Below are 25,214 nucleotides of genomic sequence, written 5' to 3' on the forward strand. Positions count from 1 at the left end.
TTCATAGAAATCTCCCCTGAGTTCAGGTTAGTAGAAAATTCTACTTATGAACACACCGATTTTTCGGGGGGATTACCGTATGGTGCCGGTGTATAAAAACAGTCTAATGTTAAATTGAACCCGTTTTCAATTAATTACAGTATCGATAGTAATCCATAGTTCGATGGATAACGAAACATCATTTCAATGCTCCCTTTACTATATAAAAAACGTTAAGGAGCTAAACATGATCGCTGTACTTTTCGAAGCAGATACTCAACCAGAGGCCGAGACTCGATACTTTGAGTTAGCTTCAGAACTTAAACCGCTGCTGAATACAATACCTGGGTTTATTGATATAGAACGATTTCAAAGTCTTCGTACGCAAGGGAAAATACTCTCCCTATCATGGTGGGAAGACGAAAAATCTATCGCTATATGGAAGCAAAATATGGCCCATGCTTCGGCTCAAAAAGAAGGTAAAGAGGATATTTTTTCTTACTACCGTATTAGAGTTGCAAAGGTTTTACGCGATTATTCATCGAAAAAGGAGAATGAATGATATGTATAACATCCATGTTATTTTGAAAAACCAGCCGGGATCTCTCGCAGAATTTGGGAAAATTTTAGGTGAAAATGGAATTGGGTTAGAAGGTGGAGGTGTGTTTTCTACCGACAGCATATCAAGTCATGCTAATTTTCTGGTCGAAAATGGAGAGGCAGCACAAGAAATCCTCATAAAAGAAGGCTTCAAAGTCCTAAGCATATCTCAGCCAATTATTAGAAAGCTGAAGCAAGAAAAACCAGGTGAACTAGGAAGCATAACAAATGCCATTGCCTTAGCGGGCATAAACATACTAGTTCAATACAGTGACCATAATAATAGACTCATTCTAGTCACGGACAATGATAAGCTTGCCAGAGAAGTCACTATCGATTGGGCAGTTTGACTAGGGAAAAGTCCACACGTGATAGAAGAAGATTCGATAATTCACATTGAAAACCAGATGTCAGCTATTGCTGGAGCAATAGCTGAGCCTGCAAGAGTGAAAATCCTATGCTCGCTAATGAATGGGCAAGCATGGACAGCAACAGAGCTGGGTACAATATCGGGAGTATCTCCGTCGACAACAAGCTCACACCTAGATAAACTGGTTAAATCAGGCTTGATAAGCTGTCTTCAACAAGTCCGTCATAGATACTACAGCATTACTCGGTGTGAAATTGCTGAACTATTGGAGAAAATGATGGCAATATCTATTACTCCAGTACCTATTCTCAAGACGAAAACCCCATCACATTTGAGACATGCAAGAACCTGCTATGATCACCTAGCAGGAGAAGTTGCAGTTAAAATCTACCAATCGATGTTTGAACAACAATGGCTGTCTGGTGATCAAACATCCTTAAGCAATCATGGGTTAGAACAATTTGAAAGGATAGGTATAAAAATCAATTCTGGTTCTAAGCGTAAGAAAGCCTGTCCATGTTTGGACTGGAGTGAAAGGCATTTTCACTTAGGTGGTGAGGCTGGCGCTAATCTGCTTAGCTACTGCTTGGAGCAAAAAGTAGTAATAAAAACAGTTGGTCATAGGGAAATATCAATAACAACGAAAGGGAAAAAATTCTTCCAAAAATGGTTCAATGTCTGCCCCATATTTTAATATCTACTATCAACATGGATGAAGGCTTTTCATCCTAAGTTTTATCTCCTCTCCCCACCAAGATCGCTTAGCTGAATTCTGACGCTATGAATCGTTAGACACACAAGTGACTAACGGCTGGCTTCTACTCATAAAAAAGCCCAGTATGCTTGCAAGTAGCAAAACTGAGCTTTTTCATTTTATAAATATTTTGTCCATTTTAGATCTATTTTGTCACGCTTTAGATCTATTTTGTCCGTTTTACAACTATTTTGTCATCCCACACTATTTTGTCATCCCACACTTGCTTATTACTCCACCGTCACCGATTTCGCTAGGTTACGAGGCTGATCAACATCAGTTCCCTTAATCAGCGCAATATAGTAAGAAAGTAATTGTAATGGGATAGTATAGATAATCGGTGCAAGGACGTCTTCTACATGCGGCAGAGGAATAATTTTCATATTCGGGCTATCGCTAAAGCCAGCGTCTTGATCGGCGAAGACATAAAGTAATCCACCGCGGGCACGCACTTCTTCAATATTGGATTTTAGCTTTTCCAGTAACTCATTATTCGGCGCAACAATAATGACCGGCATATCTGCATCCACCAGCGCCAACGGCCCGTGTTTTAGCTCGCCCGCCGCATAAGCCTCAGCATGGATATAAGAGATCTCTTTAAGCTTTAATGCCCCTTCCATCGCGATAGGATATTGATCGCCACGACCTAAAAACAGTGCGTGATGCTTATCAGAAAAATCCTCTGCAAGGCTCTCGATATTTTTATCTTGCGATAAAATTTGTTCAATACGGCCAGGTAGTGCTTGCAGCGCATGGATAATCTCATGTTCAACCGCTTCAGGCTTACCATTCAGACGAGCCATCTGGGCCACCAGCATCAATAATACCGTCAATTGGGTAGTGAATGCTTTAGTGGATGCCACGCCAATCTCAGTGCCCGCTTTGGTCATTAAGGCCATATCCGATTCGCGTACTAGAGAGGAGCCATTAACGTTACAAATGGTCAACGCCCCTAAGTAGCCGATCTCTTTGGATAAGCGTAGCGCTGCAAGGGTATCTGCCGTTTCGCCAGACTGCGATAAGGTAATCAGTAGGCTGTCGGGACGTACCACCGATTTACGGTAGCGGAACTCTGACGCTATCTCAACATCACAAGGCACCCCAGCAATCGCTTCAAACCAGTAACGTGAAACTAAGCCGGAGTTATAAGAGGTCCCACAGGCGACGATTTGAATATGTTTCGCACGGGAGAGTAGAGCAAGACCAGACTGACCCAATTCACTGAGATCGATTTGCCCATCATGAAAACGCCCTTGTAGGGTGTTTTTGATCGCAATCGGCTGCTCATAGATCTCTTTTTGCATATAGTGACGATAAAGCCCTTTATCCCCGGCATCATATTGCGCGGAAGACTCAATCACCGCACGGGTAACCGGCGTCTCATCACGTTGAAATAAGGAGACAGTCCGGCGAGTCACTTCTGCCACATCGCCTTCTTCTAAAAAGATAAAACGACGGGTTACAGGTAATAACGCCAGCTGATCAGAAGCGATAAAATTCTCACCGACGCCCAAACCAATCACCAGAGGACTGCCCGAACGTGCGGCAACCAGCACAGAGGGGTCATTGCTGTCCATAATGACCATGCCGTAGGCACCGCGGAGTAATTTAATCACGCGTTGAACCACTTCTCGTAAGCTGCCACCCTGCTTTTGCTGCTGCTGGTGGATTAAGTGAGCAACCACTTCGGTATCTGTTTGCGAGGTGAAGGTATAGCCGTCAGCGATAAGTTGTGGGCGCAGATCATCATGATTCTCGATGATACCGTTATGCACCAGCACAATGTTATGGGATACGTGAGGGTGAGCATTCACTTCGGATGGAACACCATGTGTTGCCCAACGAGTGTGAGCAATCCCTGATCCACCCGTGACGGGCTGCTGCTCAACGGCATCGACCAAAGCTTGTACCTTACCTAAGCGGCGTACACGGGTTAACTTGCCCTGTTGGTCAGCCACTGCCAGGCCAGAAGAGTCATAACCGCGATATTCAAGACGACGCAGACCTTCTAATAAAATTTCAGCAATATCACGTTGTGCTACCGCACCCACTATTCCACACATAACATTATCCTAAACTGGTTGAATGTAAGCCGTTTTCACGAATTACTTTTTCTTTCTTGAGGGCTGCCAATCGGCTTTGCTTAACTGTTCTTTAGGGTTATACGCTAACGATGCTGACGCAATATCACGCATAACCGTGGTGCCTGCAGCAATAGTCACGCCATCACCGACCGTAACCGGTGCAATAAGCTGAGTATCTGATCCCACAAAAACATGGTCACCAATCACCGTTTGATACTTATATTTTCCATCATAATTACAGGTGATAGTCCCAGCGCCAATATTGACATCACCGCCAATCGTCGCATCGCCAAGATAGCTTAAATGGCCCGCTTTAGTCCCTTTACCTAACTGAGATTTTTTAACTTCGACGAAATTGCCAACGTGAACCTCTTCTGCTAATTCTGCGCCTGGGCGTAACCGTGCAAAGGGACCCACAGTACATGCTGTCCCCAGCTGGGCGCCATCGATAACACTGTAGGGGCTAATCTCCGAGTTATCACCAATCACACTATTGCGAATGATACAGCCCGCCCCAATTTTGACATTATTTCCCAGCACAACATCGCCTTCGATAATGACATTACAATCGATGTCAACATCGCGGCCATGGGTCAAATTACCGCGAAGGTCAAACCGTGAGGCATCACGTAACATGACACCCGCTAATAGTAACTGCTCTGCGCGGTCGTGTTGATAGATACGCTCTAATTGTGAGAGCTGTAAGCGATTATTCACACCTTCGGTTTCGCTCTGTTTAGCAGGGTGTACCGCACAAATTTCTCGGCCTTCGCGATAAGCAAGCTCGATAATATCGGTAATATAATATTCGCCCTGAGCATTATTATTGTTAAGCTGACTTAACCAACGCTTAAGGTCTCCACCGTTGGCTAACAAAATGCCGGTATTCACCTCATTAATTGTGAGCTGTTCGGGTGAGGCATCTTTTTGCTCAACAATTCCGGTTATAGCATGGCTATTGCGGAGAATACGTCCATAGCCTGTTGGATTGTCGGTAATCACCGTCAGTAACGCGATACCACCTTGAGGTTTTGAGGCGTGTAATCGGCGTAAAGTGTCTGAAGCGATAAGCGGCACATCACCGTAAAGCATCAAAATATCTTCATCATCGTTAAAAGCGGGCGCCGCTTGTTGCATGGCATGCCCTGTCCCTAGCTGTTCTGCTTGGTATACCCAATGCAATGCGGGATCGGCTAAATGACTTTTCAGTAATTCGCCGCCATGACCATAGACGAGATGGATATTTTTGGCTTCGAGGACTTTCGCTGTATCAATGACGTGTTGCACCATCGGTTTACCTGCCAAGCTATGCAACACCTTCGGAAGGTCGGAATACATCCTTGTACCCTTGCCTGCTGCAAGGATCACCACACTCATCGCTTTACTAGACATACAGATCCTAATTCGTTTAATTCGCTCGAAAAGATATACGCATTACGACACAGAATACACCATATTTCTCTTACCAAAATTAGATATTGTTAAGAAAAACAACAAAAAAAATGCCAGCCGGTGAGGGCTGGCATGATTCAGAGCACTAGGCCTGATTACATCGCTTTTTTGGTCAGTTCAATGACCCGCAGCTTGGCAATCGCTTTCGCCAGTTCCGCAGAAGCCAGGGCATAATCAACATCAGTGTTGTTTTTGCTTATTGACTCTTCAGCTTGACGCTTCGCTTCAAGCGCCTGCGCTTCATCTAACTCTTCGCCACGGATAGCGGTATCCGCCATCACGTTAACGTCATTAGGCTGAACTTCCAAGATACCGCCAGAGAGGTAGATTACCTCTTCGCTATTATCTTGTTTAACGATACGAACCAAACCAGGCTTAATGGCGGTCAGTAACGGAGTGTGGCCGTGAAAAATCCCTAGCTCACCTTCGCTACCTGACACCTGGATATGTTGAACAACACCAGAGAACATCTCTTTCTCTGCGCTGACAACAGTCAGGTGAAAACTTTTAGCCATAATTATTCTCCTGGAAACTGTAATTACAGTTTCTTCGCACGCTCAACGGCTTCTTCAATGGCACCAACCATGTAGAAAGCCTGCTCTGGCAGGTGATCGAATTCACCTTCCATGATGCCTTTAAAGCCACGGATTGTATCTTTCAGAGAAACATACTTACCTGGTGCGCCAGTAAAGACTTCCGCAACGAAGAACGGCTGAGACAGGAAGCGCTGAATCTTACGAGCACGGGAAACCAGTAGCTTGTCGTCTTCAGACAGTTCGTCCATCCCAAGGATAGCGATGATGTCTTTCAATTCTTGGTAACGTTGCAGTAATGACTGAACGCCACGCGCCGTATCATAGTGATCTTGACCCACAATTAATGGATCCAGCTGACGACTGGTAGAATCCAGTGGGTCAACCGCTGGGTAAATACCCAGAGAGGCAATTTGACGGCTCAGTGTCACTGTTGAATCTAAGTGAGCAAAGGTGGTCGCTGGTGAGGGATCAGTCAAGTCATCCGCAGGAACGTAGACCGCTTGAACAGAGGTGATTGAACCCGCTTTAGTCGAAGTGATACGTTCTTGAAGAACACCCATCTCTTCTGCCAAGGTTGGCTGGTAACCTACTGCTGAAGGCATACGACCTAACAGTGCTGAAACTTCGGTACCGGCTAGGGTGTAACGGTAGATGTTGTCGACAAACAACAGTACGTCACGACCTTCGTCACGGAATTTCTCAGCCATAGTCAGACCGGTCAACGCAACGCGTAGACGGTTTCCTGGTGGCTCGTTCATTTGACCGTAAACTAACGCAACTTTATCGATAACCTTAGAGTCAGTCATTTCGTGATAGAAGTCGTTACCTTCACGAGTACGCTCACCGACACCGGCGAACACTGAGTAACCTGAGTGCTCGATTGCGATGTTACGGATCAGTTCCATCATGTTTACGGTTTTACCTACACCGGCACCACCGAACAGACCAACTTTACCGCCTTTCGCAAATGGACAGATCAAGTCAATAACCTTGATACCTGTTTCCAGAAGCTCAGTGGAGTTCGCCAGCTCTTCGTAGCTTGGTGCAGCGCGGTGGATAGCGTTCACTTCCACAGTGCTACCGTCTTCGTTCTGAATGTCACCTTTCATATCGATAGGTTCGCCCAGAACGTTCATGATACGTCCTAAGGTTGCTTTACCGACTGGTACCTGGATAGGTTTAGCCAGGTCAGTTACTTGAAGACCACGCTTCAAGCCATCAGAAGTACCCATTGCAATAGTACGAACAACACCACCACCTAGTTGCTGTTGAACTTCCAGCACTAAGCGAGCGTCGCCATTTTGAACCTCAAGAGCATTGTACACCTGTGGTACTGCATCTTGAGGGAATTCGACGTCAACGACCGCGCCGATAATCTGGACAATCTTTCCAGTTGCCATCTTGAATCCTCTACCTAATTCGTTACCTGGTTAAACCGCGGAGGCCCCCGAGACGATCTCGGTAAGTTCCTGGGTGATGCTGGCCTGACGAGCTTTGTTGTAAACCAACTGGAGCTCTTTGATCAGGTTTCCGCCGTTGTCGGTTGCAGCTTTCATCGCCACCATACGTGCGGCCTGCTCGCTGGCCAGGTTTTCCACAACACCCTGATAAACCTGAGATTCGACATAACGGCGCAGCAAAGTATCCAGCAACGCTTTCGGATCGGGTTCGTACAGGTAGTCCCAAGTTTTCGTCTTCAACTCTGCTTCGCCTTCAGCTGGCGGTAACGGCAGCATCTGGGTAACGGTTGGGGTCTGGGACATCGTGTTGTTAAATTTGTTGCTAACGACGTAAAGCTTGTCGATACGACCTTCGTCGTAGGCTTGTAACATCACCTGAACAGGACCGATAATATCAGCCAATGCAGGTTTATCGCCTAAACCACTTGCTTGAGCGACAATGTTACCGCCAACAGCTTTAAAAAATGAGAGCCCTTTTGATCCAATAATGGCCAGATCACTCTGAACCCCTTTATCAGACCACGCTTTCATTTCAGTCATTAACTTTTTGAACAAGTTAATGTTCAAGCCACCACAAAGCCCGCGGTCGGTAGAAACGACCAAATAGCCGACGCGCTTAACGTCACGCTCATCCAGGTAAGGGTGCTTGTATTCCAGATTTCCTAACGCTAAGTGACCGATCACTTTGCGAATAGTCTCTGCATACGGACGGCTGGCTGCCATGCGTTCCTGCGATTTACGCATTTTGGAGGCGGCTACCATTTCCATCGCTTTGGTGATTTTCTGCGTATTTTTTACGCTTCCAATCTTACTACGTATCTCTTTTGCACCGGCCATGAGCTTCTCCTCAAAGTCAGGCGGCCTGCTTACTCAGCAAGCCGCAAGACATTACCAGGACTGGGTTTTCTTGAACGTTTCGAGGAGAGCTTTGAACTTCTCTTCGATTTCGCCGTTGTAATTACCAGACTGGTTGATTTCCTGCATCAGTTCCGCATGCTCACGAGCAGCATAAGCCAACAGAGCAGATTCGAAACTGCCGATCTTAGACAGTTCAACATCACCCAGGAAGCCACGCTCAGCAGCAAACAGAACCAGACCCTGTTGAGAAACAGACATTGGCTCGTATTGCTTTTGCTTCAGTAACTCAGTCACTTTCTGACCGTGATCCAATTGCTTACGAGTCGCTTCATCAAGATCTGAAGCAAATTGGGAGAATGCTGCCAATTCACGGTACTGTGCTAACGCGGTACGAATACCACCAGACAGTTTCTTGATGATTTTGGTCTGCGCTGCGCCACCCACACGAGATACAGAGATCCCTGGGTTAACAGCAGGACGGATACCGGAGTTAAATAGGTTCGATTCTAAGAAGATCTGACCGTCGGTAATTGAGATTACGTTAGTCGGAACGAACGCAGAAACGTCACCTGCTTGAGTTTCGATGATTGGCAGAGCGGTCAATGAACCGGTCTTACCTTTCACTGCACCTTTAGTGAAGTTTTCAACATACTCAGCGCTAACACGTGAAGCACGCTCTAGCAGACGAGAGTGGAGATAGAAAACATCACCAGGGAATGCTTCACGTCCTGGTGGACGACGCAGCAGCAGTGAAATTTGACGATAAGCAACTGCTTGCTTAGACAGATCATCATAAACGATCAGCGCGTCTTCACCACGGTCACGGAAGTATTCACCCATCGCACATCCTGCATAAGGCGCAAGATATTGCAGTGCAGCAGATTCAGAAGCTGAAGCCACTACGACGATAGTGTTAGACAGTGCACCGTGTTCTTCTAATTTACGAACAACGTTCGAAATAGTCGATGCTTTCTGACCGATAGCAACGTAAACACACTTAATGCCTGAATCGCGTTGGTTGATGATTGCATCGATCGCCATTGCGGTTTTACCGGTTTGACGGTCACCGATGATCAGCTCACGCTGGCCACGGCCGATTGGAATCATCGCATCAACCGCTTTGTAACCTGTTTGTACAGGCTCATCAACGGATTGACGGTCGATAACACCTGGAGCAATCATTTCAACTGGAGAGAAACCGTCGTTTTCAACAGGTCCTTTACCATCGATAGGTGCGCCAAGAGTGTTAACAACACGGCCTAACAGGCCACGTCCAACAGGAACTTCTAAAATACGGCCAGTACACTTCACTTTCATGCCTTCGGCAAGATCAGCGTAAGGGCCCATAACTACTGCACCAACAGAGTCGCGCTCTAAGTTCAGTGCGATAGCGTAACGGTTGCCGGGTAGGGCAATCATCTCACCCTGCATAACATCATTGATGCCATGAACACGGATGATCCCGTCGCTTACAGAAACAATAGTACCTTCATTGTGAGCTTCGCTCACTACATCGAACTGAGCAATACGCTGCTTGATCAGTTCGCTGATTTCGGTGGAATTCAGTTGCATATGCTCCAGTCCCCTTAAGACTGCAAGACGTCTGCTAGACGATCTAGACGGCCACGGATACTTCCGTCGATGACCGTATCACCCGCACGGATGATGACGCCTGCCATTACAGACTTATCGATTTTGCAATTCAGCTTAACTTTGCGTGATAAACGTTTTTCCATCGCGGCACTGATTTTAGCCAGTTGCGCTTCATTCAATGCGCTTGCAGAGATAACGTCGACTTCCGCCGTTGCTTCATACGCATCACGTAATTGAATAAAGCTTTCCAGAACTGCAGGAAGCGCGGTCAAACGACCATTTGTAGCCATTACCTTCACCAGGTTCTGACCATGGGCATCAAGTTGATCACCGCACACAGCATTCACAGTGGCAGCCGCTTTTTCAGAGGCAATAGCACCTGAAAGTAAATCAGCGAGCTGCGGAGTGCGAACCACTTCTGCGGCAAATGCTAGCATGCTCTGCCAGCGATCAATAGCTTGGTGCTCAACAGCAAAGTCAAAAGCTGCTTTGGCGTAGGGGCGAGCTACAGTAATAAGTTCAGACATCAGCCCCTCCCTCCTTACAGTTCAGCGACCAGTTTATCAACGATGTCGCTGTTAGCAGCTTCATCCACGGAACGCTCGATGATTTTCTCAGCTCCTGCGACAGCCAGTAACGCAACTTGCTTACGTAGCTCTTCACGGGCACGTTTACGTTCAGCATCAATTTCTGCCTGCGCTTGTGCGACGATCATAGTACGTTCAGCATCTGCTTCAGCTTTCGCGTCTTCCAGAATCTGTGTACGACGTTTGTTCGCCTGCTCAATAATAACCTGAGCGTCTTCTTTGGCTTTTTTCAGCTGGTCGGTCGCATTAGCCTGCGCGATATCCAAGTCTTTCTTTGCTTGTTCTGCAGAAGATAAACTGTCAGCAACTTCTTTCTGACGTTTGTCGATAGCAGCCATAATTGGCGGCCATACGTACTTCATACAAAAGGCGACGAACAGGATAAATGCGATGGCCTGGCCGAGGATTGTTGCATTAATGTTCACAGCACAATGCCTCTCAATAAGTTAACTTGCTCTGCCGCTTGTCGTTATAACAAGCGGCAGACTCTGTTCTTTCGTTTGTTAGCTTGCTTAACGCGTCGCCAACAACGTTACTAGGCGACGGCAAACATCACATAGAGACCCAGACCTACAGCGATCATAGGAATAGCATCCACCAGACCCATAACAACAAAGAATTGAGTACGCAGCAGAGGGATCAGGTCAGGCTGACGAGCAGCGCCTTCCAAGAATTTTCCTCCAAGGATGCCGATACCGATCGCAGCACCAATAGCTGCCAGACCCATCATCACAGCGGCAGCCATGTACAGCAGATCCATATTCACGTTTTCCATGACAGTCTCCAGTTTGTTTCAATTAAATCAATAGTGTTATTTAAAAATCAATGTTCTTCAGATGCCATCGATAGATAGACAATCGTGAGGACCATGAAGATGAAAGCCTGTAACGAAATAATCAGGATGTGGAAAATGGCCCATGGCACATTCAGAACCCACTGTGACCACCACGGTAACAGACCTGCAATCAGGATAAAGATCAACTCACCCGCATACATGTTACCGAACAGACGCAGACCCAGTGAAACAGGCTTCGACAGTAAGCTAACACCTTCAAGAATCAGGTTGATTGGGATGAAGATCGGATGATTGAAAGGTTGTAATGTCAGTTCTTTAGTGAACCCACCTACCCCTTTCATTTTGATGCTGTAGAACAGAATCAAAATAAATACGCCCAAAGCCATAGACAATGTCACGTTTACATCAGCTGATGGGACGACACGTAATGCTGGCAGACCTAATACATGCTCACCAATATATGGCAGCAGGTCAATAGGTAGCAGATCCATGAAGTTCATCAAGAAGACCCAGACGAAAACTGTCAGTGCCAATGGAGCGATGAGTTTGCTTTTGCCATGGTACATATCACGTACGTTGGCATCGACAAAACCTACAACAAGCTCAATTGCCGCCTGAAGCTTACCTGGCACACCGCTCGTTACGTTTTTAGCAACTTTGCGGAACAACACCAGAAAGATCAGTCCCAGGACAACAGAAAAGAACATAGAGTCCAGATTCAGTATCCAGAATGTTGCCGGAGCGTCGTGCGCATTCACCAACTGGAAAGTACGTAGGTCGATCTGTAAATGCGTCAGATGGTGACCAATGTATTCCTGTGGGGTTGAGATTTCTCCTGCGGACATGATGCTTCTTACCCTTTTTTGTTAATTACAACCGGTGCGATAACTTGTACTACACACACCGACAACCAGCTTATTGCAAGGGGCCAAAATGCAGCCCCACACACACCCAACGCCACAATCAGCATGATGATGGTTGAAACAACCTTCATCGCTTCACCGAATGCAAAGCTCCAGGCCACACGCCCTTTTGCTGGTGATTGCCCTTGCAGGCGCCAGGCCAGAAACGTAAATAGGATATTTGGCAACCAAGCCGCTATCCCTCCTGCTAGAGCAGAGGCTCCATAGTGAGTGCTTTTCAAGATAAAAAGTAAACTCAAAACAATAAGCGTTCCGAGTTGAATCATCAGTACAGCTTTAGCCAATCGCATACTGTAAAAGGCTAATGACATAACGTGATAATTCCTCTTTAACCTAAAGGGTATTTCGTGTGCTTAAAAAAGCTGCTGTGGTCTCTTAAAGAGTGAACAGCAAAAGCCGTGCAAATTATACGGGGAGCACCTACGATTTCAATCTGTAACTTGCGAAAAGGTGAACAATTATTTAAATTTCTTTCAGAAAAGCGCAATTACGGGGATTATGGGTAAAAAAATAACGTTAATAACTCAGAACACGGAAGAGAATAGGTGTTTTTATTAACTTAAATAAAACATTTTATAAACATACCGAGAGTCGCAACTGGTTAACATTAGTGATTACAAGGTTATTATCACACCTAGATATCATGGACTTTGTAATAGTTGTGACTAATTATTTTATAATAATAGTTAAGCATAAAAGCAAAAATATCGTGATATTACACCTTTGCTTTTCGTCCTAACCTACACGTTTATCTAAACACGCGCGGCCTTTTGTGCTTCTATGCTACCAATTCTTTCATTACGATTCCTTCCATTCCTACAGAGTAGGAGTCATTGTTCAAAGTTTTTGCATATGCCAACGTGCAAAAATTGAGCACATCAATATTTTATTCTTTGTAACCATATAATTAAATTGGATTTTTAATAGTCTTTATGAAAAAAGGAACCTAAACGGTTCCTTTGATTAGATTTTTTTAAGTATAACTAAATGTCGCTCTTCATCAAGCTGAGGCACCATCAATCGGTGTGCGGTATCGATCTCAATGTTTGAGGGTAAAGATTCGCACTCTTCAGCTGGATATTGGCCCTTTAATGCATAAAAACGACCATGGCCTTCAGCCGGAAGATGCTGACACCAGTGCAACATATCATTGATTGAAGCAAAAGCTCGGCTTATCACACCATCAAACGGTGGTGACGCAGGATATTCTTCAACACGAGATTGCACTGGTACAATATTTTCGAGTTTCAGCTCATGTTGTACCTGCTTTAAGAATCTAACACGTTTTCCCAAGCTATCGAGTAACGTAAATTCAGCATCAGGCTTTACAATAGAAAGCGGAATACCGGGTAATCCAGGCCCAGTCCCCACATCAATAAAACGTCTGCCCTGTAAATAAGGCGCGACAACAATACTGTCCATAATATGGCGTACGATCATCTGTTGCGGGTCACGGACAGAGGTAAGGTTGTAGGCTTTATTCCACTTATCTAATAACTCGACATAAGCGACCAGTCGTTGTTTTTGTTGATCGGTTAGGGTAATAGCCGACTGATTAAGAAGTTTTGAAAGTTGTGTAATCACAGAATCTATTCCGAAAGGGAGAGAAAGTTTTCACTTCCTCTCAAAAGACTTATGCGCTTTTCCGCAGCAATCCTTGCTTTTTAAGCCAAATTAGCAAAATTGAAATGGCAGCAGGGGTGATACCAGAAATACGGGAAGCTTGACCAATTGAAGAGGGTTTGTGGTCGTTAAGCTTAGCCACCACTTCATTCGATAACCCATTCACATTTTTATAGTCGAGATCGACAGGAAGTAACGTATTTTCATTACGTAAGTGTCGGGTGATCTCTTCTTTCTGGCGGGCAATATACCCTTCGTACTTAACTTGTATTTCAACTTGCTCGGCAGCCAAAGGATCGCTAACGGATGGCGTAAATAATGATAATTCGGTCAAGGCTTGATAGGTCATTTCAGGCCTACGCAGTAGATCTTCACCGTTCGCTTCTTTGGTTAATGCCGCACTCAGCACTTGATTTAACGCTTCAATGTTCGCTGATTTTGGATGAATCCAAATATCACGTAAACGCTGACGCTCAAGCTCAATCATTTCCAGTTTTTGGTTAAAAGCGGTCCAGCGAGCATCATCAACCAGTCCTAATTCTCGACCAATCGCGGTTAAACGTAAATCGGCATTATCCTCACGTAGCATTAAGCGATATTCAGCACGTGAAGTAAACATACGGTAGGGCTCTTTGGTGCCGAGTGTACAGAGATCATCAGCTAAGACCCCGATATAAGCTTCATCACGTCTTGGCGTCCACGCATCTTGCTCTGAGGCGTAGCGTCCAGCATTTAATCCTGCAAGTAACCCTTGCGCTGCGGCTTCTTCATAACCGGTTGTCCCATTGATCTGTCCAGCGAAGAATAAACCGTGAATATGCTTACTCTCCAGTGACAGTTTTAGATCGCGTGGGTCAAAAAAGTCATATTCAATCGCATAACCAGGCCGAATGATGCGAGCATTTTCCAATCCTTTCATCGAGTGGACGATTTGCATTTGGACATCGAAAGGTAGACTGGTTGAGATACCGTTAGGATAAATCTCGTTACTGGTCAGCCCTTCAGGTTCTAAGAAAATCTGGTGTGCATTGCGATCAGCAAAGCGCATCACTTTATCTTCGATCGAAGGACAGTAGCGTGGGCCAATACCTTCAATGATCCCCGCATACATTGGACTACGATCCAAATTATTACGGATCACTTCATGAGTCTGTTCGTTAGTATAGGTGATATAACACGCCATTTGTTCTGGATGTTGCGCAGCATTTCCCATGAATGAGAATACCGGGCTAGGGTTATCACCGTGTTGTGGGGCTAATTGACTAAAGTCGATAGTACGCGCATCAATACGTGGCGGAGTACCTGTCTTTAAACGATCGACACGTAGAGGCAGTTCACGTAAACGGCGAGCCAGTGGGATCGAAGGCGGATCACCTGCACGGCCACCACTAAAGTTATCGAGACCAATATGAATTTTACCGTCTAAGAAGGTTCCAACGGTGAGTACCACAGAACGAGCTTTAAATTTTAAGCCCATTTGAGTAACAGCCCCTACAACCTGATCGTTTTCTACGATCAGATCATCAACGGCCTGTTGGAATATCATTAAATTAGGCTGGTTTTCGAGTGCAGTCCTTACCGCTTGACGGTAAAGAACTCTGTCTGCCTGCGCACGGGTTGCCCGTACCGCGGGACCTTTGCTGCTGTTTAGTATCCTAAACTGAATGCCTGCATGATCGATCGCTGTTGCCATCAATCCACCCAAGGCGTCCACTTCCTTAACCAGATGGCCTTTACCGATACCGCCGATCGCCGGATTGCAGGACATCTGTCCCAATGTATCGATATTGTGAGTCAACAATAGCGTTTTTTGGCCCATACGAGCCGCAGCCATTGCTGCTTCTGTGCCAGCATGACCCCCACCAATGACAATAACGTCAAAAGGATCTGGATAAAACATGAAGTGTACCTCGGTTGATGAAATCTTTCGGACTGGATGTCCAGGTGATGAATTCTACTTAAATTATCGCATTGGGGAAAGTGGCTCGATCCTTAAGGTTTAAAAGAAAGATCTTTATTCTGTATATGATCTTTCTGTTAGATCTACTATTAGGATCGACCTTTTCTGTGGATAACCATTAATTCTTCAACAATATCAGGATATTCAATGGGATCATTTCATGTGAATGATCGGTGATCGTTATCCGTATAAGCTGGGATCAAGATCGGTAGTTATGCACAGCTCAATTCTTAACCTAAAGTTATAAGGTGGATAACCACCGGTTTTGAGCATGATTGCCGCATAGTTATCCACAAAGATTGGATGATCTTTATGATAAAAACAGAGTAAAAAACTAGGGATCTAGAAAAAAAGACGATCTAACACGGGGTTAAATCTTCTCTATCCACTCCACCAGCCACGCTTCAGCCGGATCTTCAGGGATTTCGTGTTCCATTACATCTATCTCTAAACGATCACCAACACGTGTGGCACCGAGCTGAGTTAATTGCTCATCTAATGTCTTTATTGCACCGCAGAAGAGATCATACTCTTTATTACCCAATCCAATCGCCCCATAGCGGACTGCGCTGAGGTCTGGCTTTTGCTCGGTCAAGGCTTCACTAAAGTCGAGCAGGTTGTCAGGTAATTCCCCGGCACCATGCGTGGAGGTGACAATGATCCAAATTCCTTCTAACGGGACTTCATCAAGCTCTGCGCCATGAAGTAATTCACTGGTATGACCTGCTTCGCTTAATTTATCCGCGAGATGTTCTGCAACATACTCGGCACTCCCCAGTGTGCTACCCGTAATAAAAGTAATTTCAGCCATATGCCCTCCTCAATAAAGGCGGCTATTGTACTCGGTGATCAAGCAGTGATCCACCTGTGGATAATAGGGGGATTATTATTTTTTAACTATTTAGGAAAGATTGAGCACTGTGGATCAAAGCGATAATAACTTTATCCACAGCGTGCGTGTACGTTACGCTTTGATCGGACGATCGATCGGGTTTTGTAAGGAGATTAAGGTTTCTGTTGACTGTATTTCATCAATGGTCTGGATTTTATTAACCAACACATGCTGTAGCGCATCGATAGATCGACACATGACTTTAATAAAGACACTGTAGTGGCCAGTGGTGTACCAAGCTTCGACGACCTCATCGAGTGCCTCGAGCTTTTGTAACGCGGCAGGGTAGTCACGCGCACTTTTCAAAATAATACCAATAAAGCAGCAGACATCGAACCCCAGTTTACGGGGATCTACCGCAATATGGGTGCCGGTGATGACGCCACTTTGGCGCATTTTTTCGACGCGAACGTGGATGGTCCCAGCGCTTACGCCAAACATCTTCGCCAGTTCGGCATAGGGCGTTTTTGCCTGTTTGAGTAAGACATTAAGGATATCTCGATCCAGTTCATCGAGTTGAGAGGCATCAGACATATAACAATCCTTGAAAAAACAAACGCCCTATCGGGCGCTTGTTATCTACGCTCTGCGGCGCCAATAGCTTGCTTGCGCCAGTGTATATTGATGTTTACGAGCCGTCTCACGGATGACAAAAGGAACATCTTCAGTTGGCCGAATCTCCTCAAAATCATCGCGTAATAATCGTTGCAATGTTTGGTAGGTAGTGACGGCTTCACCATTCTCGCGAATCCCCCCTAACCAATTTTCCTTAGGCGTATACTCTTCTAACCAAGTATAAGGTGAAGAGAGCATCAATACGCCGCCGGGCTTAAGTAACGTGCTAAGACTCTTAAGGAAACGTTTTGGCTCGCGTAAGCGATCAATCAGGTTTGAGGCAAAGATAAGATCATACTCAGCGTGTGTCACCTTTAAATTACAGGCATCCCCTTGTTTAAAGTCGACCTTTTGCCATTGTTCGGCGGTTATCGACAAATCGGTAAGGCGGACTTGGCGGTAATCAACCAGATCACCTTCGGTCGGAAGGGCATAACGAAAATCTTCTCCGGTCATTAGTTGTAAAGCCACATCAATAAAGCGCGCTGAATAGTCGATACCGGTTACCCGATCAAAATATCGACTGAGTTCAAAGCTGGCACGGCCCGTGGCGCAGCCGAGATCCAAGGCATGAAGGGTGCTTAGACAATGTGGGATGATCTTCTCGACTAATGCTTTGGCATAATTTTCCACGGAGAACAGGTTATCGCCGTACTGAAAGTCGAGATATTGAGCGACCATGGTGTCGGTTTCGTAAGGATTTTTGAGCATAGTTTCCTGATGAGTCGATTCTACGTAGCGAAAGCCAGCATGTTGAAAAAAGTGGCGACGAAAAGCATAACGTGCTGCTTTTAAAGCTTCATTACCGGTTGATATCCAGCTACCGCCTTTTATCAAATTATGTTTACCATCGAAGGTGGGGGTAGAAAAATCGTCATAAAGGGCATGAACTTCAAAGCCTTGGTAACCATTAATCGGAGTGGTGGTCCATTGCCAGACATTCCCGACAATATCGAAGAAATCCCCCTGTGCAAAATAGGTTACCGGACACGAAGAGGCCCAGCCTTGTAAATTAAGATTCCCGATAGGGCTTTGCCAGTCAGGGTGGTCTCCAGTGACTTGATTACGCAACCAAGCCCATTCCCCTTCGCTGGGTAATTGGATTGAGCGGCCTATTTTCGCCGATTTCCATCGGCAAAAAGCAGAGGCTTCTAGCTGATTCACCTCGACGGGCCAATCCCAAGGAAAGGGGATTTCTTCGGCGAGGACGCGAAGCTTGAGGTGATCGGGATACGTAATATCACCGACCCAAAATGTGGGTTTATCGGCTTGTGTATAGGTCTTCCATCCCCAGCCTTCTTCATCCCACCACTCTGAGTGTTGATAGCCACCATCACGGACAAATTCGTAAAACTCGGCGTGGCTGACGAGCATTTTACTGGCGGAAAAAGGGGATATTTGTTGGATCTGTTGCCCATACTCGTTATCCCAGCCGTAGTAATCATCCTCCTTACCTAGCGTCAACTTCCCTCCTGCTTGGGGGATCAGCGTATTGTGAGGGATATTCTGCCGGTTGGGCTCAAAGAGAGGGCAAACCGGCCAAACCGCTTGCGGTGTCACCCAACGGACAGGAAGTTGACGGATCAGTACACTGGAGGTTTCGAGGTGAATGCGTTCATGCTCGATACCCATTAATATCGCCCAAGCGGGATCATTCCAACCAATAGGTAACGTGAGGGGAAGGTGAGTGATCACCTCAATAACCCGTAGTCGAACGCGGTCGCGATAGGCTTGTACGGCTGCAGGGGTAGGCCAGGCGTAATGGTCGTCATTGAGATCATCCCAACTCATCTCATCGACACCAATCGCCATCATCGCTTCCATACGTTCATCGATCCGCTGCGAAATGTAGCCACCGGCAATCAATTTATTAATAAAGAAGGTGGCGGTATGGGCGTAATAAAAAATCAGGGGATGACGAAGCGGAATCGCTTTGGTTGTCCAAGCTTTTTCTTCCGTTATACAGGTAAACAATTGCTCGTAGGTGTGCCAAGTTACCTGAAAGTAGTCGAGAAGTTGTTGACGTTTATGCTCTGGACTAGAGCCAGAGAGCGAAGGGGTAAAAGCTGGTGTTAACGTTGTAGTCTTCACGATAGTCGCTTTCCTTGATGATTATGTTCACACTATAGCAGCCCCTTACTATTTAGCGCCGGACGTAGCGTTTTAAGCGGCTTTTTAGTCCTGTATCAAAAGGCCAGATAAAATCAAAAATAGATAGCAACCGCGGCTTTCCGTGAGCAGAAAGTGTAACGGCATGAAATCGTTGTTGATGTGCCTGTTGTTGCTGGCGAATCTGTTGCTGGGTCTCTTCGCTTAGGCGTTGCGCGACAAAGTCGGAAATCACTACGACATCGGCTTCCTGCCACGTGTCGGTTTGCAATAGGTTTACGGCTTCTTCCAAGCAATGTTCAATATCCGTGCCTCCTCGAAAACGTTGGCTCAGAAAACGGATCAGTTGAGGCATACCACTCTCCGCCGTTAATTCATATTGAATGATTTCTTGGGTAAACATCATCACAAAGCAGCGACGGTTCTCTTGAAATGCAATCTTGAGTAGCGCTAAACAAAAAGCTTTTGCGCAGCGCTCATTGAAGCCACCCATTGAGCCTGAGGTATCAACACACACAATAAATGGGCCTTTGGGTTGCTGCTCTTTTTCCTGATAGATGACCGGGCGTTGCTGTGTAATATACTGGTGATCTTCGCCCTGCAGCTGATAGGTGAGTAGCCGCTTTTCAATCAGCTTGCGATAAAATTCAATTTCTAACTCATTTAAGCTCAGTGATGCGAGTTCCGGTGGAAGGAGTCTTAACACATCATCACTCTGATGCACACCTTGCACCTCTTCCGGAAAAGAACAGGTGATGGATTGTAAGCGTTGTTCGACACCTAGCTGTGTATTATCTGCTGCTACGGCCTTGGACTCTCGGCTACGGCCCAGTTTTTGTGCCAGCTCGTTGAGCTGCGGCTGTGATCGTAAAAAATGGCTGTACTCGGTCAAACGCTCGCTATCAGCGGTGTGCAACGATGACTTGCTGAGGTCCCATAGTCGGCCATGGCTCATCTCTTCGTCATCATTTAATAGCGGAGCCAGGAAACCACTCATCGCTAATTGTTTTTTTAATTCTTCTATTAATCTCTGTTTATGTTGTTCTAAGAGATCGTCATTAAGCGTCAAGGCTTGAAGAGTAAGATTCATTCGCCAGCGCTGTATAAATAAACTATGTTGGGCTGGAGTCAGCGACTCTCCTTCCGTCTGCTTCAATAAGCTTTGCGCTTCTTCGTAAAAAGGAGAATTCAGTAGCGCTAGCTGCTGACAAGTTTGTTGCAGTTGCTGCGTAAATTGATAATAGGTCAGACCAAGCGTTTGCGTATAGAAAGCGAATTCTTGGGCTAATTTATCGGGGACAGGGGTGTCTTTCAGTTGTTGAGTGATTGAGGCTTTAATCTGCGGCAACTCACGTTGCAGCATTTTCTTTAATTTTGGACTTTTTTCGAAAAGCAGGACCAATTGTGGCGCGGTTAGCACTGTCGCCAGAAAATCATTGAGGTTAATACTGTCATTAAGCGTTAGTAAGTTTAGCAATGTATCGAGGGAGATCATCGCTGAGCCTGTTCAATATGCGCCGCAACATCTTGTAGGCTGGCTTCGATTTCAGCAAGCCACTCATTATTAATGAATAGACATTGTTGTTGCTGGCGGAATAGTAGACGTTGCTGCTGGAGACGATCATGCAGTTGAGTCAATTGCTTCACAATCTCTTCGGGTATATCGCTGGCCACTGCATCATCTTCATAGTTTAAGCGCGTCGCTTGTAAACTGATATCCCTAATCACTAAGCAATCCTGCTCATCGACCGACAAATCGAGAGATTGTGGAAAACCAATACCGTTTAGCTTTCCACGAACGTCACCCGCTTTTTGTAGCCAGTGGTGAAGGGCTTCTCGCTCGATAACGATATGTGTGACGCGTAAATGATGCAGAGTTAGGGGATGCTGTAAAAGTAAGGTAAAAGTATCGCCGATTCTGGTTGTTGGTAGCTGGTAGTGCGGCTTACGGCTAAACATCGCACTCTGTTTGGTCAGCTTAAAGGCTTGGGTCAGGCTCTGTTCTTGATGCAAAGCTTGCTTACGGGCCATGATTTGCTGTAATGCCAACAACATCGGTTGTTGTTGCCAAGCAAAGTGCAATAACAATGCCCGAATTTCTTGTTCGATTAGCGTCCGCGAGGCGGCGTTATGCCACAGACACTCTTTCAATAATAGTAGGTCAATCGGTGCAATCGCTTGTCGGCCACTGAAAAAGGCACTGGCTTGTAGTAGATGAATCGCTTTTTTCCAACGTCGATCAGAAATATAAGGCGCATCAGGAAGTTGCTGGAGCTGTTGACGAAGCCGATAGACTAATTCAAATACCTCTTCGGGTAGTGAGACTTTCGGTATTGCTTGTTGCCATTGGAAGTATTCTTCATCTGTAATCGCTAGATTATCGTCTTCTAATGAAAAATGTGTGTCTTCAGCTTGTAATAGCATGCCATGGAAATGACGCTTTTCATTGACATTGGTAAGCCATAGACGGATTAACATCCGGTCATACAGCGCTTCCAATCCACTCTCTTCATCCGGTAATTCGTTGGAGGCGCTGATTAATAAGCGCATCGGGATCTTCTGCTCATCCTTGCCATTACGAAACCGTCGCTCGTTAATGGCAGTGAGTAGAGTATTTAGTATGGCTGGGCCTGCTTTCCAAATCTCATCAAGAAAGACCACTTCCGCATCCGGCAAGTATCCTTCAGTGATACGTTGGTATCGCCCCTCATCTTTTAAGGCTTGAATAGAGAGCGGTCCGAAGACTTCTTCTGGCGTTGAGAAACGCGTCATGAGATATTCGAAGGCCGTTGCACGTTTAAACGCACACTTAATACGGCGAGCAATTAAACTTTTTGCAATCCCTGGTGGCCCCATCAGAAAAACACTCTCGCCACTGAGCGCAGCTAATAGACAAAGACGTATGACATCATGACGTTCATACAACCCTTTTTCTAATTGATTACTGAGGCGGACAATTCTATCGGCGAGGAGTTGTGCGGGTATCATCAGGCATCCTTTAATCGCATCTGAGTTCGCTGTCTAGCGAGGCGAGCGTAATTTTTTCTCTTTGCACTGTAAATGATTTTTGTCATTAAGTAATAGCATATGTTAATGCATGATAGGTTTTTTACTAAAACTGTGCATACTGTGCGGACTTTATTAATAATCAAGGTTGTTTAAGACTAATCGATCTAAACAAAAGATTTTTATGAACTCAGAGAATAAACAGTCTACAGCGGCGTTGACATTGGCGGCAATTGGTGTCGTTTACGGGGATATTGGTACAAGCCCTCTTTATACGTTGCGAGAATGCCTTTCTGGCGAATTTGGTTTTGGTATCGAACAACAGTCTGTTTTTGGTTTCCTTTCCTTAATTTTTTGGCTACTGGTAATTGTGGTCTCGCTGAAGTACATCAGCTATGTCATGCGTGCAGACAACGCCGGTGAAGGGGGGATCTTAACCCTTATGTCACTGGCAGGCAGAAATACCCACGCGACCGCCACGGCGTTGGTCCTGATTCTAGGATTGGTTGGTGGGAGCTTTTTCTTTGGTGAGGTGGTGATCACGCCAGCAATGTCTGTGCTCTCAGCGATTGAAGGCTTGGAAATTGCCGCGCCATCCTTGGACGTCTTTATTGTGCCGATTTCGATAGTGGTCCTGACCCTACTCTTCGTCATTCAGAAGCATGGTACCGGACTGGTTGGAAAGCTTTTTGCACCGGTGATGCTGTTGTGGTTTATTCTACTCGCGGTATTTGGGATTAATGGGATTATAAAAAACCCTGAGGTGTTACAAGCCTTAAACCCGTGGTATGCCTTACAGTTTTTCTTACACTATAAGACCATTTCGTTCTTCGCATTAGGCTCAGTGGTGCTGGCCATTACTGGGGTAGAGGCGCTCTACGCCGATATGGGACACTTCGGTAAACTCCCGATTCGTATCGCTTGGATGCTGGTGGTACTGCCTTCTTTAGTGTTGAACTACTTTGGCCAAGGGGCGCTGTTACTCAAACACCCTGAAGCGATTAAAAACCCTTTCTTCCTGCTCGCACCCGATTGGGCGCTGATCCCTATGCTGATTTTAGCGACCCTGGCGACGGTCATCGCGTCTCAAGCTGTGATCTCCGGGGTATTCTCATTAACTCGACAAGCGGTACGGTTAGGGTATTTACCCCCGATGCGTATTATCCATACCTCGGAAAATGAGTCAGGGCAGATTTATATTCCGGTCGTGAACTGGCTTCTTTACACTGCTGTAGTGTTAGTGATCGTCAGCTTCAAACACTCGAGTAATTTAGCGGCAGCGTATGGGATTGCCGTCACCGGTACCATGGTCTTAACCACGTTACTCTCTTGCACGGTAGCGAGAAAAAATTGGCATTGGAGTTTATTTTCCGTCGTGCCACTCTGCATTTTCTTACTCTGCATCGATGTACCGTTGTTCTCTGCAAACTTAGTGAAAATTCTATCAGGCGGTTGGTTACCACTGAGTTTGGCATTAGTGATGTTTATCATCATGACCACATGGAAGAGTGAACGCTTCAGGGCATTAAGAAAGATGCATGAGCACGGTAATTCTCTTGAGGCTATGATCTCTTCTCTGGAGAAACACCCCCCTGTACGTGTCTCAGGGACCGCGGTCTATATGACTAGAGTGAAGAACATCATTCCTTTCGCGCTATTGCATAATCTTAAGCACAATAAGGTACTGCATGAGCGTGTTGTTCTACTCACCTTGCGCACTGAGGATGCACCTTATGTTCATAATGTTCATCGTGTCAGTATTGAGCAGCTATCACCGACGTTTTGGCGGGTGGTCGCCAGTTATGGTTGGCGAGAAATTCCCAATATGGAAGACATCTTCCATCGATGTGGTCTGGAAGGCTTAAATTGTCGGATGATGGAAACGTCATTCTTTATGTCAAACGAGTCGTTAGTGTTAGGTAAGCGTCCATGGTACCTGCGTTTACGCGGTAAGCTCTTCTTACTGTTGCAACGTAATGCCTTGCGGGCGCCAGATCAATTTGAAATCCCGCCTAATCGGGTGATTCAACTCGGCACACAAGTCGAAATCTAATTAATAATAGGCGCATGATGCGCCTATTTTTTTAGCGAGGGATCTTACTCTTCATCGCAGTCTGCACTGACCAAAGAGAGTAGATGTTTAATAATGGGTGAGCGGTCCCAACGACGCCATGCCAAGGCTATTTCAGTCGTGAGTTGTGGGTCTTCGATTTTTTGATAGGACACGCCAGGCATAGTAATAACGGTGAGTGACTCTGGTACGAAAGTAAAACCAAAGCCGCTGGCAACCATCGCAATCGAGGCAGACATCTGGGGCGCTTGGGTCGCTAACTGTGGCGCGACACCGTGGTCATGGCAAAAACGAACAATAAGGTCATAAAGGCTGGGTGCCAATTCTCTAGGAAATAAAATTAAGGGTAATTCTCTGAGGATCCTGTCGAGCGGGGTTTTCGCCTCTTTATCGCGAACGACCAGAAACATACTTTCTTGAGTAATAGTATGCAGATTGAACTCTTGGCTGGTTTGACAGGGTAACCTGACAAAAGCAGCATCTAGCGTCCCTTCTCGAAGCGATTGCATCAGTTGCGACATATTACTTTCTTCTGAGAGCAAGGTCGCAGAGGGATAGAGCGTTTGGAATTTTTTTAAACGTTTAAAGAGTATTGGGTGAAAGACACTTGAACAGGCAAACCCTAAAGTCGCTTGACCATTAATCCCCCGAGCAATACCACGGGTTTTTTCCAGTGCCTGATCGGTCAACAATAATATCTGTCTTGCTTCTTTATAAAAGGCTTCCCCTGCTTCGGTTAATTCCACCCCACTTTTTAAACGAAGAAAGAGTGGGGTACCAATTTCTCTCTCTAAACGTAGAATTTGTTGGCTTAACGGGGGTTGTGAAATCGATAGCTTCTCAGCCGCACGAGTGAAGTTACGAGTTTCTGCTACGGCAACAAAATAACGAAGATAACGCAGTTCCATATCAATAACGTCTTAAAGTCAGGTCTTCCCTATATTGG

23 protein-coding genes are annotated in these 25,214 nt (G+C 45.8%); 4 read left to right on the forward strand and 19 right to left on the reverse strand.

What is annotated here, in order from left to right:
• Positions 1–226: 226 nt before the first annotated feature.
• From HH682_RS13090 to HH682_RS13100, 3 genes are read left to right on the forward strand one after another with little or no spacing between them, the layout of a single operon-like run.
• Entirely contained in the window at positions 227–541 is a 315-nt protein-coding gene (locus HH682_RS13090) for an antibiotic biosynthesis monooxygenase family protein (RefSeq protein ID WP_214237990.1), read from the forward strand.
• A gap of 1 nt (position 542) precedes the next feature.
• Positions 543–929 (forward strand): amino acid-binding protein, encoded by a 387-nt coding sequence (locus HH682_RS13095; RefSeq protein WP_214237991.1) that lies wholly within the window; start codon positions 543–545, stop codon positions 927–929.
• An 18-nt stretch (positions 930–947) separates the two neighbouring features.
• Positions 948–1,643 carry an ArsR/SmtB family transcription factor gene (locus HH682_RS13100; protein WP_338049346.1) on the forward strand — a complete coding sequence of 232 codons (696 nt, stop codon included), beginning with the start codon at positions 948–950 and terminating at the stop codon, positions 1,641–1,643.
• 290 nt (positions 1,644–1,933) lie between these two features.
• On the opposite strand, the gene glmS is transcribed toward HH682_RS13100, so the two are convergent.
• The 18 genes from glmS to ravA form a co-directional block, all read right to left on the reverse strand.
• Positions 1,934–3,766 (reverse strand): glutamine--fructose-6-phosphate transaminase (isomerizing), encoded by a 1,833-nt coding sequence (gene glmS / locus HH682_RS13105; protein WP_214237992.1) that lies wholly within the window; start codon positions 3,764–3,766, stop codon positions 1,934–1,936.
• A 42-nt stretch (positions 3,767–3,808) separates the two neighbouring features.
• Positions 3,809–5,179, reverse strand: a complete 1,371-nt coding sequence (glmU, locus tag HH682_RS13110; RefSeq protein ID WP_214237993.1) for a bifunctional UDP-N-acetylglucosamine diphosphorylase/glucosamine-1-phosphate N-acetyltransferase GlmU — start codon at positions 5,177–5,179, stop codon at positions 3,809–3,811.
• Between the two features lie 155 nt (positions 5,180–5,334).
• Positions 5,335–5,754 (reverse strand): F0F1 ATP synthase subunit epsilon, encoded by a 420-nt coding sequence (locus HH682_RS13115; RefSeq protein WP_099824398.1) that lies wholly within the window; start codon positions 5,752–5,754, stop codon positions 5,335–5,337.
• Positions 5,755–5,777: 23 nt separating this feature from the next.
• On the reverse strand, positions 5,778–7,175 hold the full coding sequence (gene atpD / locus HH682_RS13120; protein WP_214237994.1) for a F0F1 ATP synthase subunit beta: 1,398 nt from the start codon (positions 7,173–7,175) through the stop codon (positions 5,778–5,780).
• 30 nt (positions 7,176–7,205) lie between these two features.
• Entirely contained in the window at positions 7,206–8,072 is an 867-nt protein-coding gene (gene atpG / locus HH682_RS13125) for a F0F1 ATP synthase subunit gamma (protein ID WP_214237995.1), read from the reverse strand.
• Between the two features lie 51 nt (positions 8,073–8,123).
• Positions 8,124–9,665: a F0F1 ATP synthase subunit alpha gene (gene atpA / locus HH682_RS13130; protein ID WP_099824395.1), complete on the reverse strand. Its 1,542-nt coding sequence runs from the start codon at positions 9,663–9,665 to the stop codon at positions 8,124–8,126.
• A 14-nt stretch (positions 9,666–9,679) separates the two neighbouring features.
• Positions 9,680–10,213, reverse strand: coding sequence for a F0F1 ATP synthase subunit delta (gene atpH, locus HH682_RS13135; protein ID WP_048913083.1), 534 nt, complete (start codon positions 10,211–10,213; stop codon positions 9,680–9,682).
• 14 nt (positions 10,214–10,227) lie between these two features.
• A complete protein-coding gene (gene atpF, locus HH682_RS13140) occupies positions 10,228–10,698 on the reverse strand; it encodes a F0F1 ATP synthase subunit B (protein ID WP_099824393.1) in 471 nt (156 codons plus the stop codon).
• A gap of 110 nt (positions 10,699–10,808) precedes the next feature.
• Positions 10,809–11,048 carry a F0F1 ATP synthase subunit C gene (gene atpE / locus HH682_RS13145; protein WP_028684986.1) on the reverse strand — a complete coding sequence of 80 codons (240 nt, stop codon included), beginning with the start codon at positions 11,046–11,048 and terminating at the stop codon, positions 10,809–10,811.
• Positions 11,049–11,095: 47 nt separating this feature from the next.
• Positions 11,096–11,914, reverse strand: coding sequence for a F0F1 ATP synthase subunit A (gene atpB / locus HH682_RS13150; protein WP_071432989.1), 819 nt, complete (start codon positions 11,912–11,914; stop codon positions 11,096–11,098).
• Positions 11,915–11,922: 8 nt separating this feature from the next.
• Positions 11,923–12,303, reverse strand: a complete 381-nt coding sequence (atpI, locus tag HH682_RS13155; protein ID WP_214237996.1) for a F0F1 ATP synthase subunit I — start codon at positions 12,301–12,303, stop codon at positions 11,923–11,925.
• Between the two features lie 652 nt (positions 12,304–12,955).
• Complete coding sequence (gene rsmG / locus HH682_RS13160) at positions 12,956–13,576, reverse strand: 16S rRNA (guanine(527)-N(7))-methyltransferase RsmG (protein ID WP_214237997.1); 621 nt, start codon at positions 13,574–13,576, stop codon at positions 12,956–12,958.
• A gap of 49 nt (positions 13,577–13,625) precedes the next feature.
• On the reverse strand, positions 13,626–15,515 hold the full coding sequence (gene mnmG, locus HH682_RS13165) for a tRNA uridine-5-carboxymethylaminomethyl(34) synthesis enzyme MnmG (protein ID WP_214237998.1): 1,890 nt from the start codon (positions 15,513–15,515) through the stop codon (positions 13,626–13,628).
• Positions 15,516–15,945: 430 nt separating this feature from the next.
• A complete protein-coding gene (gene mioC, locus HH682_RS13170; RefSeq protein ID WP_214237999.1) occupies positions 15,946–16,386 on the reverse strand; it encodes an FMN-binding protein MioC in 441 nt (146 codons plus the stop codon).
• 153 nt (positions 16,387–16,539) lie between these two features.
• Positions 16,540–17,001 (reverse strand): transcriptional regulator AsnC, encoded by a 462-nt coding sequence (gene asnC / locus HH682_RS13175; protein WP_048913076.1) that lies wholly within the window; start codon positions 16,999–17,001, stop codon positions 16,540–16,542.
• A gap of 45 nt (positions 17,002–17,046) precedes the next feature.
• Complete coding sequence (ovoA, locus tag HH682_RS13180) at positions 17,047–19,173, reverse strand: 5-histidylcysteine sulfoxide synthase (RefSeq protein ID WP_338049347.1); 2,127 nt, start codon at positions 19,171–19,173, stop codon at positions 17,047–17,049.
• Between the two features lie 52 nt (positions 19,174–19,225).
• Positions 19,226–20,686, reverse strand: coding sequence for an ATPase RavA stimulator ViaA (viaA, locus tag HH682_RS13185; RefSeq protein WP_214238000.1), 1,461 nt, complete (start codon positions 20,684–20,686; stop codon positions 19,226–19,228).
• Positions 20,683–22,179 (reverse strand): ATPase RavA, encoded by a 1,497-nt coding sequence (ravA, locus tag HH682_RS13190; RefSeq protein WP_214238001.1) that lies wholly within the window; start codon positions 22,177–22,179, stop codon positions 20,683–20,685. The genes viaA and ravA overlap by 4 nt, the downstream gene beginning before the upstream one ends.
• 202 nt (positions 22,180–22,381) lie before the next feature.
• Between ravA and kup the strand changes: the two genes are divergently transcribed.
• A complete protein-coding gene (gene kup / locus HH682_RS13195) occupies positions 22,382–24,250 on the forward strand; it encodes a low affinity potassium transporter Kup (protein WP_214238002.1) in 1,869 nt (622 codons plus the stop codon).
• Between the two features lie 44 nt (positions 24,251–24,294).
• On the opposite strand, the gene HH682_RS13200 is transcribed toward kup, so the two are convergent.
• Entirely contained in the window at positions 24,295–25,176 is an 882-nt protein-coding gene (locus tag HH682_RS13200) for a LysR family transcriptional regulator (protein WP_214238003.1), read from the reverse strand.
• Positions 25,177–25,214 lie beyond the last annotated feature (38 nt).

It is taken from the genome of Rosenbergiella gaditana (assembly GCF_018494065.1).
Classification (GTDB): domain Bacteria; phylum Pseudomonadota; class Gammaproteobacteria; order Enterobacterales; family Enterobacteriaceae; genus Rosenbergiella; species Rosenbergiella gaditana.

Coding starts and splice junctions, on each gene's coding strand:
- ravA (WP_214238001.1), bottom strand. CDS start 22,179: ATGATACCCGCACAACTCCTCGCCGATAGAATTGTCCGCCTCAGTAAT.
- mnmG (WP_214237998.1), bottom strand. CDS start 15,515: ATGTTTTATCCAGATCCTTTTGACGTTATTGTCATTGGTGGGGGTCAT.
- glmS (WP_214237992.1), bottom strand. CDS start 3,766: ATGTGTGGAATAGTGGGTGCGGTAGCACAACGTGATATTGCTGAAATT.
- atpE (WP_028684986.1), bottom strand. CDS start 11,048: ATGGAAAACGTGAATATGGATCTGCTGTACATGGCTGCCGCTGTGATG.
- atpI (WP_214237996.1), bottom strand. CDS start 12,303: ATGTCATTAGCCTTTTACAGTATGCGATTGGCTAAAGCTGTACTGATG.
- atpH (WP_048913083.1), bottom strand. CDS start 10,213: ATGTCTGAACTTATTACTGTAGCTCGCCCCTACGCCAAAGCAGCTTTT.
- atpA (WP_099824395.1), bottom strand. CDS start 9,665: ATGCAACTGAATTCCACCGAAATCAGCGAACTGATCAAGCAGCGTATT.
- HH682_RS13115 (WP_099824398.1), bottom strand. CDS start 5,754: ATGGCTAAAAGTTTTCACCTGACTGTTGTCAGCGCAGAGAAAGAGATG.
- HH682_RS13090 (WP_214237990.1), top strand. CDS start 227: ATGATCGCTGTACTTTTCGAAGCAGATACTCAACCAGAGGCCGAGACT.
- viaA (WP_214238000.1), bottom strand. CDS start 20,686: ATGATCTCCCTCGATACATTGCTAAACTTACTAACGCTTAATGACAGT.
- HH682_RS13200 (WP_214238003.1), bottom strand. CDS start 25,176: ATGGAACTGCGTTATCTTCGTTATTTTGTTGCCGTAGCAGAAACTCGT.
- HH682_RS13095 (WP_214237991.1), top strand. CDS start 543: ATGTATAACATCCATGTTATTTTGAAAAACCAGCCGGGATCTCTCGCA.
- mioC (WP_214237999.1), bottom strand. CDS start 16,386: ATGGCTGAAATTACTTTTATTACGGGTAGCACACTGGGGAGTGCCGAG.
- atpB (WP_071432989.1), bottom strand. CDS start 11,914: ATGTCCGCAGGAGAAATCTCAACCCCACAGGAATACATTGGTCACCAT.
- atpG (WP_214237995.1), bottom strand. CDS start 8,072: ATGGCCGGTGCAAAAGAGATACGTAGTAAGATTGGAAGCGTAAAAAAT.
- glmU (WP_214237993.1), bottom strand. CDS start 5,179: ATGTCTAGTAAAGCGATGAGTGTGGTGATCCTTGCAGCAGGCAAGGGT.
- asnC (WP_048913076.1), bottom strand. CDS start 17,001: ATGTCTGATGCCTCTCAACTCGATGAACTGGATCGAGATATCCTTAAT.
- kup (WP_214238002.1), top strand. CDS start 22,382: ATGAACTCAGAGAATAAACAGTCTACAGCGGCGTTGACATTGGCGGCA.
- atpD (WP_214237994.1), bottom strand. CDS start 7,175: ATGGCAACTGGAAAGATTGTCCAGATTATCGGCGCGGTCGTTGACGTC.